14 protein-coding genes are annotated in these 14,342 nt (G+C 31.3%); 1 reads left to right on the top strand and 13 read right to left on the bottom strand.

The genetic code is table 11. The features are described 5' to 3' along the window. Positions 1-120: 120 nt before the first annotated feature. The 4 genes from HZF24_RS05210 to HZF24_RS05195 form a co-directional block, all read right to left on the bottom strand. Positions 121-528: a peptidase M56 BlaR1 gene (locus HZF24_RS05210; protein WP_179237224.1), complete on the bottom strand. Its 408-nt coding sequence runs from the start codon at positions 526-528 to the stop codon at positions 121-123. Between the two features lie 976 nt (positions 529-1,504). Further along, positions 1,505-2,032 (bottom strand): SMC-Scp complex subunit ScpB, encoded by a 528-nt coding sequence (scpB, locus tag HZF24_RS05205; protein WP_179237223.1) that lies wholly within the window; start codon positions 2,030-2,032, stop codon positions 1,505-1,507. A 9-nt stretch (positions 2,033-2,041) separates the two neighbouring features. After that, positions 2,042-2,758 (bottom strand): segregation and condensation protein A, encoded by a 717-nt coding sequence (locus tag HZF24_RS05200; RefSeq protein ID WP_179237222.1) that lies wholly within the window; start codon positions 2,756-2,758, stop codon positions 2,042-2,044. Between the two features lie 27 nt (positions 2,759-2,785). Further along, the gene (locus HZF24_RS05195; RefSeq protein WP_179237221.1) at positions 2,786-3,943 is read right to left on the bottom strand and encodes a D-alanyl-D-alanine carboxypeptidase family protein; all 1,158 of its coding nucleotides are present in this window, start codon (positions 3,941-3,943) and stop codon (positions 2,786-2,788) included. A gap of 224 nt (positions 3,944-4,167) precedes the next feature. On the opposite strand from HZF24_RS05195, the gene HZF24_RS05190 reads away from it, so the two are divergent. Continuing rightward, positions 4,168-4,719, top strand: a complete 552-nt coding sequence (locus HZF24_RS05190) for a hypothetical protein (RefSeq protein WP_179237220.1) — start codon at positions 4,168-4,170, stop codon at positions 4,717-4,719. 43 nt (positions 4,720-4,762) lie between these two features. Here the strand turns inward: HZF24_RS05190 and HZF24_RS05185 are convergent, their stop codons facing one another. From HZF24_RS05185 to HZF24_RS05145, 9 genes are all read right to left on the bottom strand, one after another. Then, a complete protein-coding gene (locus HZF24_RS05185; protein ID WP_179237219.1) occupies positions 4,763-6,142 on the bottom strand; it encodes a leucine-rich repeat domain-containing protein in 1,380 nt (459 codons plus the stop codon). A 303-nt stretch (positions 6,143-6,445) separates the two neighbouring features. Beyond that, entirely contained in the window at positions 6,446-7,615 is a 1,170-nt protein-coding gene (locus tag HZF24_RS05180; protein ID WP_179237347.1) for a phosphopentomutase, read from the bottom strand. A gap of 89 nt (positions 7,616-7,704) precedes the next feature. Then, positions 7,705-8,580, bottom strand: coding sequence for a tyrosine-type recombinase/integrase (locus tag HZF24_RS05175; protein ID WP_179237218.1), 876 nt, complete (start codon positions 8,578-8,580; stop codon positions 7,705-7,707). Continuing rightward, positions 8,580-9,161: a hypothetical protein gene (locus HZF24_RS05170; protein ID WP_179237217.1), complete on the bottom strand. Its 582-nt coding sequence runs from the start codon at positions 9,159-9,161 to the stop codon at positions 8,580-8,582. The genes HZF24_RS05175 and HZF24_RS05170 overlap by 1 nt, the downstream gene beginning before the upstream one ends. Before the next feature lie 62 nt (positions 9,162-9,223). Further along, entirely contained in the window at positions 9,224-9,748 is a 525-nt protein-coding gene (locus HZF24_RS05165) for an NUDIX hydrolase (protein WP_218835258.1), read from the bottom strand. A gap of 250 nt (positions 9,749-9,998) precedes the next feature. Beyond that, on the bottom strand, positions 9,999-10,793 hold the full coding sequence (gene spo0A, locus HZF24_RS05160; RefSeq protein ID WP_179237216.1) for a sporulation transcription factor Spo0A: 795 nt from the start codon (positions 10,791-10,793) through the stop codon (positions 9,999-10,001). Positions 10,794-10,966: 173 nt separating this feature from the next. Next, positions 10,967-12,058, bottom strand: a complete 1,092-nt coding sequence (spoIVB, locus tag HZF24_RS05155; RefSeq protein ID WP_179237215.1) for a SpoIVB peptidase — start codon at positions 12,056-12,058, stop codon at positions 10,967-10,969. Between the two features lie 135 nt (positions 12,059-12,193). After that, on the bottom strand, positions 12,194-13,858 hold the full coding sequence (gene recN / locus HZF24_RS05150) for a DNA repair protein RecN (protein ID WP_179237214.1): 1,665 nt from the start codon (positions 13,856-13,858) through the stop codon (positions 12,194-12,196). A gap of 10 nt (positions 13,859-13,868) precedes the next feature. Further along, positions 13,869-14,321 (bottom strand): arginine repressor, encoded by a 453-nt coding sequence (locus HZF24_RS05145; protein WP_179237213.1) that lies wholly within the window; start codon positions 14,319-14,321, stop codon positions 13,869-13,871. Positions 14,322-14,342 lie beyond the last annotated feature (21 nt).

Raw genomic sequence — 14,342 nt, 5'->3', positions numbered from 1 at the left:
TTAAAAACTACCAAGAATAAAAACCTAAACATTGATATTTTTATTCGTTGGTAGTTATAATTTCGTAATATACAGGATTCTTAAATACGTCCAAAACGACATTCTCCGTTTTATTGATATTTATTTCTTTTCTTCTAATATCCCTTTTATAATTTTAAATTTACCTATGACTGTCTTACCGTCCGAAGCATAAAGATTAATCTCTTTTTCACAAGCCTCTGTATTCATTTTTATAGCTTCTTCTGGAGTTTTGGGCTGTTTCCCGACAAGATCTGAATTTCTCACATACCCAATAGTTCCATCTTCACCAATCGCCTTAATAAGATCCGGCTCATTAGCTGGTGAAGTTGCTTTTAGCGCAGATCCATATGTTTCTCCATACTCGTTCTTAGGATACTCCGGTGCTGGCATAAAACTTTGGTTAAGATATGAATTTGCTGATACATGACCTGAAAATCCTAATATTAAACCAAACGTCAGAACAAGTGTATAGATTAATGTATGCTTTATCCATGTTTTAATTTGCATATAATTCGCCTCCTTTAATATTTAAAAACACTATTTAATAATTAATTGTTTTGACTAGGACTTTTGAATGTATAATAAGTATCATAACCATCACCGTTATATGCAGCAGTTATCCCGTAACTATAATATGTACCTGAATCACCTTCAAAATACCCGATGCTTTTAACAATAAAGGATTCGGCAGAAGAATTATACTCCATTGTTTTTAGTAGAAAAAGGCAGTTTATATATATAACGATATATTTGTATAAAAAGTTTCATATAATTTAAACTTATTTTAGAACAATATCAGATAAAGAAATAATACTAATAATATATATTTTACACCAGAATATTGAAAGATAATCGTAAACATCCAAATGCTGTATAATTATGTCTTTCATATATATAGACCATTTTTATTTTTGATTTGCAACAAAATTTATAAAATAGTTCAAATAAAATATGTATTATACATCTTTTATTTGAACTATTTTATTCCGCCTATATTATGCACATTTATGTAATTCTTTGAAATAAAAAATATGGTATAAGCTACTACCTACTTTAGGTAGTTTCAAACTTCACACCTCTTAAATAAGTTTATATCCTAAGCAGGGGTCGTTTAATTACATTATTTACTATAGTAAATTCAATAGCGAAGGATGATAGATTGTCGAAGCATTCGGGATAAAGAAGTATATTTTTAATTATAAAAAGCCTTCTGACCTTAGCTAATTTCTTTAAATAAGGAAAATATTTTTTTGTTTTGATATCTTCATATCGTTTTGTGGATTTGCTAATAAAATCAAAGTAATAAAACTTCTTATCCAAAGTATATATTTTTTTTAAAATACTTAAATTTATATATAATCTCAAATAAGAGTATGTTAAATTTGCCTTACATACTATCCTGAGATTGAAATAAATAAAAAACAGTCCCCCGACTATGATTAAAAATATCCATATTCCCATTGTATAAAATAAAAGCAACGTCTTACGTTGCTTTTTCCTCCTCGGATTCAATATTTAAGCTTGGTAGTTCATCTATGGAATTCAAGCCAAAATGTCTTAAAAATTCATCAGTAGTAGCGTATAAAGTCGGTCTTCCCGGTTTATCCAATTTTCCCACTTCCTTTATAAGCTGTTTGTCTAATAAGCCCTTAACTACGTTTGAACATTTAACTCCACGGATTAATTCTATTTCAACTCTTGTTACCGGCTGCTTGTAAGCAATTATAGACAGGGTTTCCATGGCTGCGGTAGACAAGCTTTTGTTAACCGTAGTCTGCAGCAGGTTTTGAATATACATATAATTTTCTTTTTTGGTGGTTATCTGATATGAGTTGCCAAATCTTTGTATTATTAAACCACTGTCCTTGTTATTGGTTGAATTTTCAATCATTTCATCAAATATAGCAGAAATACGCCTTTCCGGAATATCTAATATTTTCGAAATTTCGCTTAAGCCTAACGGCTCGCCCCATGCAAAAAGTAAACTCTCCAAAACACTCTTTATGTTCATTCTTGTCTCCTATGAAAGTATAATTATATCGCTGTATGTATCGTCTTGAAATATTTTAATGCCATGCTTGTTTGAAAGCTCTAAAACTGCTAAAAATGTCGTTATAACATATTCCTTGGTTATTTGTTCCGCTTCATTAAATATTGAAAATAATGATACACGACCATGAGTTTTAAGTCTTTTTAACAATGCATCAACACAATCCTTCACGCTGTAATTTTCTCTGTAAACCTTAAGTTTTTCTTCGTCTACTACTTTCAAATTCTGATTTTTCAAAAGTGACATAAAAATATTGTACAACTCATAAATATTTAACTCATTCAATGAAAGCTGTTCAACCTTTACATCAGAAGTTATTGCCAATTCTTCTCTCGGCTTAGAATAATAATAACTGCTTTCATATTCATATTTTTTAAGCTTATCTGAAGCTTCTTTAAACAATTTATATTCCAAAAGCTTATTTACTAATTCTGTTCTCGGATCCTCTTCCTTTTCTTTTTGAGGAAGCAGCATTTGTGATTTAATTTCGATCAACGTTGAAGCCATCAATATAAATTCGCTTGCTACATTCATGTTAAACTGCATCATTTGGTTTAAATATTCCATATATTGATCTGTAATTTCCGATATGGGTATATCGTAAATATCGATTTCTTTTATTTCAATCAAATGATAAAGCAAATCAAAGGGTCCTTGAAATACGTTTAAACTTACGGAATAATCCATTGTTCAACCTCAATTAATTATATATTTTTACTTAATATAATTTTTTAAAAAATTTTTATGGTAGAATTTAAACAGCCCTTCTTTTTCAATGTTTTTTTCAGGATAAAGCTCATATTCTCCAAGAAGCTGACCATCCTTGTACAGCATTGCTTTTCCTATTGCTACATCTTGATTTAACGGGGCTTTTAATTTCTCATCTATTACATATTCTAAATTAAAATCCTCTGCCTTGCAATTACTTTCTGTAAAATAATTGATATTTTCTTTGCTTACTATATTAAATGTTTCATCCTTTCCGCAGTAAACAGGAGAAGTTGTTATCAATTCGTCCTTTTCATGAAACAATATATTTTTAAAGTTAGCAAACCCCTCATTTAGCAGCTTTGTAGTTTCATTAAATCTTACCTTAGTATTGTCGCAGCCTAAAACAACAGCTATAAGTGTCGTATCATTTCTTTTTGCCGCTGCTGACAAGCAATATTTTGCTTCTGTCGTATAACCGGTCTTGCCGCCTAAAAGACCCTCGTAATTATTTATTAATCTGTTTGTATTGACCAATACCTGTTCTGAATCCTTTTCTTTGCCCACATACACCGAATCCATCCATGTTAACAGGTATGGATTTACATAATTATATTTAAGTAACTCTTTTGACATTATAGCAATGTCATTTGCTGTTGTTAAATGCTCAGGCTCAGGTAATCCGGTAACATTTACAAAATTTGTATCGTTCATACCCAGCTCTTTAGCTCTGTCATTCATTGCCTTTACACAGCTTTCAACAGAACCGTACATAAACTCTGCCATAGCTACAGAAGCATCATTAGCCGATCTCATCGATATTGCCTTTAACATGCTTTCCACGTTTTGAGTTTCATTTGCCTCCAGATATATCTGGCTGCCTCCCATTCCTGCTGCATTTTCCGAAACGGTAAGTTCTTGATCAAGAGTTATTTCTCCGTTATCCATCTTCTCTGAAATTAAAACTAACAGCATTATTTTAGTAATGCTGGCAGGCTGCATTTTATCATGTGCATTTTTTTCAAACAATATTTTACCATCATCAGCATTGATTAAAATAGCTGCTTTTGACTGTAAGCTTTCAGGTTCAATTCCATATGCAGGCACTATCATTAAATTTAAAATTAACGCCATTAAAAAAAATATGGTTATTCTTTTCTTCATAAAAACTACCTCCTTTTTATGAATTATAATAACCATATTTGGTTGAGTTATACAAATACAATGTTATTGTCTTGCTTCAACGTGCATATTTTTTAATTAAATTTTTTTCAAAGGTTTACTTTTTGAAATAAATAATCTTTTTATATAGTGTAAGGCAAATTAATACAAACATAATAAAAAAATTAGATTTATTTGTCTTACAAAAAATATATGGAGTGATTAATATGGGTTATAAAAGTATAAACATCTCACTTGATGTAAAGCAATATTATCAGAACGAAGACGATTGGAAAGACTTAGTTTTAAAAACAGGACAAGAAACATCTACCATAGGCACCTCAGGATGTGCTCTTACTTGCGGCGCAATGCTGGAAAAAATTCCACCAAATACACTATACAATGATTATAATATGAAGGATTTGTACTGTGATTGGTCTAAACTGCCCAAATACAACATATCTCATGAAGGCGTTAGTGATGCTGAAGATGCTGCTTTCAAGCTTTTTCTCCATGTAGTGCTAAATAAAAAACCAATTATTTTATTTGGAGATGATGGCAAAGGAAAACCTTTGAGTACGCATTTTGTAATTGTTCGAGGATTTCAAGGCAAGGTAGCTGTCGACCCTGATGGCAACTATTTTCCTGCGGATTCAAGCCTTGTTCCATTTAAGGTTTATGACCCGTCAACTGTTAATGGTTACGGAAATGCAAAAAATGCCGATGATTTTAACGATAGGTTTTCAATCAAAAGCTTCAGAGTTCCTACAAAAAAATAAGAGAAGGTAGAAATATACGGCTGCTAAGATAGCCGTATATTTCTTAATTGCTTTGGAGCCTTATCTCAGGTTCAAGCCACTTTTCATCCGACAGTAACTGCTCAGGCAGGTTGCTTATAAAATCATCTTTAGTTAGTTGATTTTCTATGAACGTTGTTGTCATATAGTAATCTCCGTTATGAAAGTCTTCTGATTTAAGATTTATCAGGTTTTTCAGCGAAGGGAGTGATGTCAGCTTGTTTTTTCTTATGTTAAGGTATTGCAGATTCTCCATTCTCTTAAACGTGTTATCATCAATATATTCAATTTCATTGAAAAAAAGATCCAAATATACGAGATTTTCAAGTCCTTCAATATATTCATTTGAGAATTGAGTCAGCTTGTTTTCATGAAGATACAGGCGCTTCAGGCTGCTAAGTTTTGAAAATATGCCGGTTGGCAATTCTGCTATCTTATTTCTTCCGATAGACAGCTGCTCCAAGCTGTTTAAATATAAAAAAGCGTCACTCGGCAGCTCGTACAGAAGATTTCTTTCAAGTGTGAGTATTTTCAAGCCTGTTGCATTTTTAAAATCAGTTTTATCAATATGAGCAATACCGTTATTACTCAAATTCAACTCCTGAATATCAGGAAAGCTGGTAAAGCTGATGTTTTGCAATGAACGTAGTGAATTGGATGCTAAACCAAGATTTTTAAGATTGGGAATATCTGACACATTAAAAGTTTTTAGCTGATTGTCTGACAGTTCCAATTCATTTAAAGAAACGGCACCCGCGAAAGCATAAGGCTCTATGGTACTTATTTTGCTGGTATGTGCAGTAATTCTTTCAAGCTTGATCAATCCATCAAATGTATTGTTTTTTATACTTTTTATTTCGTTGTTGGTTAAACGTATATATTTTAAGCTGACAAGTCCTTCAAATAATCCTTTGTCAAGTTCAAAGTATAAGGCTCCATCTATCAACAGCTCTTCAAGTGAATTTAAATTTTGTATTTGCATGTCATCCGGATTTTTAAAATTACTTCCGGATAAATCAAGTTCCTTTAATTTATTTAGATTTTTGATACTGATTTTCTCCATATTGTTATGGTTTAGTTCTAATTTTTCCAGATTTCTAAGACCTTCAAGAGATTTGGAGTTAATTGAAACAATATTGTTTTCACCTAAGTTCAGCTTTTTTACATCAGACAGATTCAGCTTATCCAAACCTTCTATGGTAGATATGTTTAGATTCCAAAGATTAAGTTCTGTCTCTCCAACAAAATCATCTCTAAACAATGCGTCATTTCCGGAAATAGCCAGTAGTGCATTATATAGATTTTTGTCAGGTATTCCATTTTCGTTGTTCTTTATATCCTTGTTGCTACACCCCGATATGATTAATACGAATATAAATATAATAATAATCTTTTTGTTCTTCAACACAATTCCTCCCGCATAGATTTTTATTTATGACTATTCTGATACTGAAACTGCGCAGATAATCAAAGTAAGTAAACAGGCAATAGGCAGGATGAAAAAAATAGTAGCAAAGATAAAAGAAGAATATTTTTAATACCTATGCCTAATATATATTAATAGCATAAATCAGCCCTGTTCTATATACACCGATTTATGCTATTCTTTAATGAAGAACAAAAACTGCCGCTAACTACATAAACACAACTATTCGCAAATAATTACATTTTGTCGAATAAATATATATTTTGGCTATTACCCGGATAATTACCTCAATATATTTCCCGCTACACTGTTTCCGGCAATTTTATTATCTATTCTCAGCAATTCGAGTATTGTTTTGCCTATATCTGCAAAAGAATCAAGAATCCCTAAATTATTGTTTTCCTTTATATTTTTTCCGTAAAATAATAACGGAATATATTCTCTTGAATGATCCGTGCTTTTTGTTGTAGGATCACATCCGTGGTCAGCAGTTATAATGAGGATATCATCATTCTTTAGACTTTCAATTATTTCAGGAAGCTTATCATCAAAATATTTTAATGCGCCAGCATAGCCGTCAATATTGTTTCTGTGACCGTAAATCATATCAAAATCGACAAGATTGGTGAATATCAAGCCCTTGAAATCCTCTTTAATCGTTTCTATGGTTGCTTCTATGCCTTCTTCGTTGTTATGAGTATGGTTTGATCTTGTTATTCCTTTGTTTACAAATATGTCTTCGATTTTTCCGATTGCAAAGACATCCATATCGCTGTTCTTTACATAGTCAAGCATCGTGTCACTTGGAGGAAGCAAAGAAAAATCTCTTCGGTTCCCTGTTCTCGTATAATTGCCTTCTGTTCCAATGAAAGGTCTCGCTATAACTCTGCCTACACTGTGTTCTCCCTGAAGCAGCTCCCTTGCAATTTTACAAATATTATATAATTCATCAAGAGGTACTACTTCTTCATGTGCTGCAATCTGAAATACACTGTCTGCAGAGGTATATACTATTAAACTGCCTGTCTCAACATGTTCCTTGCCAAGCTCTTTGATTATCTCCGTTCCGGAAGCCACACAATTGCCTATAGTTTTTCTTCCAACTCTCTTTTCAAATTCTTTAATTAAATCATCCGGGAAGCCATCAGGATATGTGGGAAATGGTTTATCCAAAATTATACCGCTGATTTCCCAATGACCTGTGGTGGTATCCTTTCCCTTTGATTGCTCATTACATTTAGCTATTGAGCCGATATATGAATCATTTTTTTTAATATCTTCAAAACCATCAATATTTAACAGCCCTAAATTTTCTAAGTTAGGAAGCGAAAAATTATTTTTATTTTTGTATATATTTTTTAGTGTATTGCTGCCTACATCACCATAGTCGGCCGCATCGGGAAGCTCACCGGCTCCCACACTGTCAAGTACTATCAATACTGCTCTATTTATCATAATCATATCTCCTCATCATTTAGTCTAATAAACAATTATCCACCCATCGCTAATCAATGGCTGAACAATTGCTCTCTCTACTGTTATTATACTCTCGGGAATGCCTTTTTAAACACTTCCAGTGATTTAAATTCTACACTGCTTAAATAGTTTTGGGCTGCCGCTATGCTGTTTAATCCCATAAGCTCCTGTATGGTTCCTAAATCTGCTCCGTGGGACAACAGATGCACAGCAAAAGAATTTCTGAGTATTTGCGGAGACAATTCCTTGCTCAGATTCAATTTCTTCTCGTAATATTTAAGCATTTTCCAGATACCCTGCCTTGAAATCGGCTCACCGGTTATATTGGCAAATAAAAATTCATTTTCAATGCTGCACCTTTTATGTCTGAAATTATCTATATAATTATTGATTGCATTTCTTGAATATTGGCTTAATGGCAGTATTCGCCTTTTGTCTCCCTCAATGTTTATAATATTGGCATTTAAATTTATATCATTTATTTTAATGTTAATAAGCTCTGTAACCTTAATTCCTGATGAATATAAGAGTTCAAGTATTGCGCTGTCCCTTGCACCCTTAAAGGAATCAATGTCCGGCAGCTCCAATAATAAATTGACTTCCTGCTCGGTTAAAACCGAAGGTGTTTTCTTGATTTGCTTTGGGCTGTGAATGCTGATGGCAGGGTTGTCGGTAATAAGCTTGTCTCTTTTTAAGAATTCAAAAAAATTCTTCAAGGATGATATGGTTCTTGCTATGGTAGAAGAGCTTTTCCCTGATTTTTGAAGATTAACAAGGTATGTTAATATATGTGCTTTTTTTGTATTAGTTATATTTATGTTGTAATCCTGCTCTATGTAATTACCAAAGCTGTTTATGTCATAAATGTATGAAGAAACGGTATTAACACTTAATTTTTTTGAATTAAGATATACTTTATAATTTTCAATATTTTTATCCATTATCTCACCAACAATCTGCTTAATATTAGTATATAATAACTATAACCTATACTGTACACAGTTACAATCAAAAGATATATTAATGATAATTTAATATAGCTACGTATAATTATATCAAATTTACGAGTAATTTGCTCTAAATTTTTTGTCCTTTTTGTATATTTGGATATAGTGCTTGAAATAAATGTAAAATAAAAGAGAAGTGGAAAAAATATAAAGTAATCAGTAAATGTAAGTACAAAGTATACTACATCCATTTTTAATGTTCTGATTAAATATATAATTGATAAACCGAAATATACGGAAATCAATCCAAATAACCCGTTGATTATTTTACTTTGTCCTATTACAGTTAATAAGATTATGGCTATGAAATAAATTAGATTCCTTTTTATAGTAACTATAAAGATATCTCTTACATTCATCATACTTATACTTTCGTAATTTATATGTGTAATATTGCCTTGTCCCGTTACTATATATACAAATGAAGAAAGTATAAGAGCTAAAATAAATATAGCCAGCAAAAATATAAATCTTTTGTTCTCCGACGAAATTAATTTCTTTAGTGTATTGTTCATAAAAAAACCTCCTGAAAGCTTTATACAATATATGCTTGTTCAAGAGGTTTAATTAATAAAATTTATGAATTTATCCAGTGAAGAATACCTATGATGGTCTTGCTGTCTGATATTCTGCCTGTTTCTAACATTTTTTTTGCTTCTTCTTTAGTTATTGTAATTGTTTCAATGCATTCATCTTCATCTAATTTAGTAGATGCGAACGATAAATCTTCAGCTTTGAACAAATAAATTTTTTCATTTGTAAAGCCTGGCGAAGAATAAAACTCACAAATTTGTTTGATTTTTTTTGCTTCGTATCCGGTTTCTTCTTTTAATTCTCGCAAGGCACCTTCAACGGGTACTTCAGCTATATTCAATATACCTGCGGGAAGTTCAAACAAAAAATCCTCAACAGCTTTCCTGAATTGTTTAACCAATAGTATTTCTTTATCCTCATTTATGGCTACAACGGCAACTGCGTTTCTATGCTCTACTATTTCACGCTTTGTATATTTTTGTTTATCAAGCTCAACTGTATCTACTCTTAAATTTATTATCTTACCTTCAAATATTTTTTCACTTTTTACAGTTATTTCAGTATTCAAAATTGCCTCCTGTAATTCTTGCAATTTTATCTTATTTGCAAAATTATTTATTATCGTGCTTATTGTAATAATAATAAATGTTTTTGTCAAGCTTATTTATGCCCTAACCCCATTTTTACGACCGAAGGGAGAGAAAAATGGCGGTAGGTCAAATACACTGAATTCCCAATTTATGCGACGAAAGGAGCAGATAAATTGGTGAATGAAACTGTTTATGGAACACCCCATAGAATCGAAATATTAAATAAATTTATGATACCTTTTGTTCTAAGCGAAGTTTATCGGCTATCATAGCAATAAATTCTGAATTTGTAGGTTTACCTTTATTATTATGTATTGTATATCCAAAAATGTTGTTGATAGTTTCAATTTTACCTCTTGTCCATGCCACTTCTATCGCATGCCTGATGGCTCTTTCCACTCTGCTTGGAGTAGTATTGTATTTAGATGCTATCATCGGATATAACTCTTTAGTTATAGCACCTAAAATTTCTATATTATTAACAACGTCTATAATCGATGTTCTCAAATATTGGTACCCTTTAATATGAGCAGGTACTCCAACCTCATGGAGTATATCTGTTATTTTAACTTCAAGAGATAATTCAGTGTTAGCTTTTTCGTTATATACAGTTTCTTTGTTTTTATTTTGTATTCTTGATGATTCTAATTCGGAAATTTGTAATAATCTTTCTGAAAACGACTCAAAATTAAATGGTTTTACTATATAATAATCAACCCCCATGTTAATTGCTCTTTGTGTAACCTTATCATGTCCTACTGCAGATAATATGATAACCTTCGGGAATTTTTTCAATTCTTTTTTATGTAGCTTCTCTATTACTCCCAATCCATCTAAATGAGGCATGATAATATCCAGTATAAGTATATCAGGTTCGTGTTTTTCTACAGCATCTAATGCTTTTAAACCATCATCTGCCATATCTACTACGTCAAATATACTTTTACTTACTAAAAAATCTTTTAAAATTAACCTAAATTCCTTGTTGTCATCAGCAATTACAATTTTTACTTTTTTCTGCATAATAATACCCCCTAATATATTCACTATAAATATAATACGCACATATAACAAAAATCCCTTTTTTTATATAAAAAAATTTTTTATTTTTGTATTATTTATATATATATGATGCTTTTACAATTTTATACTAAAAAAAAGTCACCTTAGAGTTAAAATTCTAAGATGACATAATTTTATTGATTATCTCCGTATACTTCATCTAATATCCATTCGATATATATACCATATCCTTTTGTCGGATCATTCATAAATACATGAGTCACGGCACCAACAATTTTATTGTTTTGAATGACCGGACAACCGCTCATTCCTTGTATTATTCCGTTTGTTAATCCTAATAGCTCATAGTCCGTAATTTTTATAACGAAACTTTTTTCATCGGGCTTATTTTGATAAAACACCTTGGTTATTTCCACATCATATATCTTGATTTCATTATTTACACATGAATATATTTGAGCCGGCCCTAATCGTATTTCTTCCTTTTTTCCTATTTCTATAAGATTTTTGCTGAAAAATCCCAGGCTTTCTTTGTTAATATTACCGTAAATTCCAAAATTGGTATTGTTTTCTACCGTGCCAAGTATATTTCCGTCATTAAGAATATAACCTATTATTTCTCCCGGCTCTCCCTTTTTGCCAAGCTTGATATTAGTGATGTTTGCCCTTGAAATTCTGCCGGTTTCTATATCAACCAATGTTCCGGTCTCTGAGTCTGAAATACCGTGACCAATTGCACTGAATTTTCCGGTTTTCGGGTCCACAAATGTAATTGTACCTATTCCGGCTATATTTTCTCTTGCCCAGAATCCGAACTTAATATCGTCACTTCCCAGGGTTTTTGTCGGAGCTATATTAAAACTAATAATATTTCCGTCTCTTTCCACCGTAAAGCTGTAATCCTTAATGCCATTGTCATTGGTATATGATTTTATATCATCGACCGTTTCTATTTTCTTAGAATCTATGGCCAATATTTTATCTCCTATTTCCATACCGGAAATTTTAGCCGGAGATATTGATATTTCATCTGAATTAACTATATCTGCCAAACCTACAACCAATACACCCTTTGTTTTTAATTCCACTCCTATGGTTTGACCACCGGGAATAATATATTTACCTTCGGTTTCTATAACCTCGTTTCCGCCTATTTTAGTAAAAATATATGGATTTGTTTTTAAATCATAGCCAAAATAGATCGCTGTCACTAAAATTGCAATAAAAAAAATAAAGAATAAAACTCTTTTAGCGAAATTTTTCATTCTGCACTCCTTCAAGTTTTATCTTTAATTTCTCCATATAATGTTTGTATTATACTAATGTCTTCTATTTCACAAGAACCTTTTTTGTGAAAAGATAGAATATGTTATGACGTATAAACAATAATTCAAATCAGATTAATGAAATTGCTCGCTTGAATCAATTAGATCCCTTGCATTACTTAATGATTTTTCTGTTATCTTCATTCCGCTTAACAATCTTGCTATTTCATAGATTTTATTTTCTTCGTTTAATTTATTTACGATGCTGTAAGTATTGTTATTAATAATCTTTTTTTCAATTAAAAAATGATTTTTTGAAATTGAAGCAATTTGCGGAGAATGTGTAACGCAAATTATCTGATGATTTGCAGAAATATAACTCATTTTTATCCCAGCCATCTGTGCCGTCTTACCGCTTATTCCGGTGTCAATTTCATCAAATACCATGGTTTGAGCGCTTTCTATATCACTGACAATCTTTTTAAAAGCAAGCATTATACGTGAAGCTTCTCCTCCGGAAACAACCTTTTGAACAGAATTCAAATCACTGCCCACATTTGTAGAAATTAAAAATTCCACATCATCGACACCATCGTATGAATAACTTGCTTTTCTGTTTATTGCAACCTTAAACTCAATATTTTTCATATTTAAGTCGTCAAGCTCATTCAATATTTTTGCTTCTAAAATTTTAGCGGCGTTTTTTCTTATATCGGAAATTATATTGGAGTACTCTTCAAGCCTCTTGTTATACTCCGATTTTTCTTTAATCATAGTATTTAAATTAGATTCTGCTTTTAACAGTATATCCAATTCTTTATCTGCAGATTCTCTATACTCTTTAATTTTTTCAATTGAAAAACCGTATTTTCTTTTTAAACGGTTTATAAAAGACATTCTTTTTTCGATAATGTCCAATTTTTCACCGTCAAAATCTAATCGTTCCGAATAATCTCTTAAATCATAATTGAAGTATTGTAATTCTTCCAATAAAATATCAAGCTTAGAAAGAAAATCAGATAAGGAATCATCATAACCTTTAACTTTATTAAGTAAGTTATATACGCTGTTTAAGCTGTTATCGCTCAATATGCTGTTAATTTCAATTAATGAATTTTGTATTTCCTGAATGTTTGAAAGTTTTTTAATTTGCTTTAAAAGATCTTCTTCTTCAAATTCATTTAAATCAGCTTCATCTATTTCATTGATTTCAAATTTAAGCTGTTCAATTTTTAGATCCTTATTGCTTAATTTACCTTGCAGGCTCTCAATTTCTTTTATTATCCTGTTATACTCCGTATAAAGCTTATGATAGGCTTCAAGATTCGGTGTTAAATCCTTTTGAATCAAGCTATCTAATAAAATAATATGATTTTCTTTTTTAAACAAGCTTTCATGGCCAAATTGACCGTAAATATCGATTAAATAGCTGCCTGCTTCTTTTATAATACTTAGCGGTACGGTTCTGCCGTTAATTTTACTGATGCTTTTACCATTTTCATATATTTCTCTCGAAATTATAAGATAATCTTCGACACTCATTTCAATATTATTATCTTGCAAAAAACCATAAAAATCACTATTATCAGATACATCAAAAATCGCCTCTAACAGAGCGCTGCTTTTTCCTTTTCTGATTAAATCCTTAGAGGCTCTTTCACCTAATATTAAAGATAATGCTTCAATTAAAATTGATTTACCTGAGCCTGTTTCTCCGGTAAATACATTAAATCCACTGTCAAATTCGATGGTCTGTTTTTCAAATACCGCAAAATTGCTTATATTTAAAGTTAAAAGCATTATATCACCGTTATCTTATATTCTTTTTGAACTCTTCCAATACTTTTTCTATATCATCCATAGTTCTTATTGCTACAAAGACCGTGTCATCTCCCGCCAATGTTCCGACTATATCGTCAACTCCCATGTAATCAATGGCTGAAGCACAAATTTGAGCTGCACCGGGTATAGTTTTTAAAACTATAATATTCAAGGCATTATCAATAGAAACAACTGAATTTTCAAATATTTTATTTAATCTGTCAGTAATTCCTTCCTGGCTTTGTCCTATTGTTGCATATTTGTATTTTCCGTTCTTAGACATTACCTTTACTAAACGAAGCTCCTTGATATCTCTTGATATTGTTGCTTGCGTTACATCAATGCCCATGGCCTTTAAGCCGTCGGCAAGTTCTTCCTGAGTTTCAACTTCTTTTTTTGAAATAAGTTCAAGAATTTTTGTTTGTCTCGTATACTTTTTCATTAGTCACCTCATAAAAATTAT

Origin of the sequence: Sedimentibacter hydroxybenzoicus DSM 7310, from assembly GCF_013403245.1 — a bacterium.
Taxonomy (GTDB): Bacteria; Bacillota; Clostridia; order Tissierellales; family Sedimentibacteraceae; genus Sedimentibacter; species Sedimentibacter hydroxybenzoicus.
Note: the sequence above shows the minus strand (reverse complement) of the source record. Positions and strands in the feature narration are given on the sequence as shown.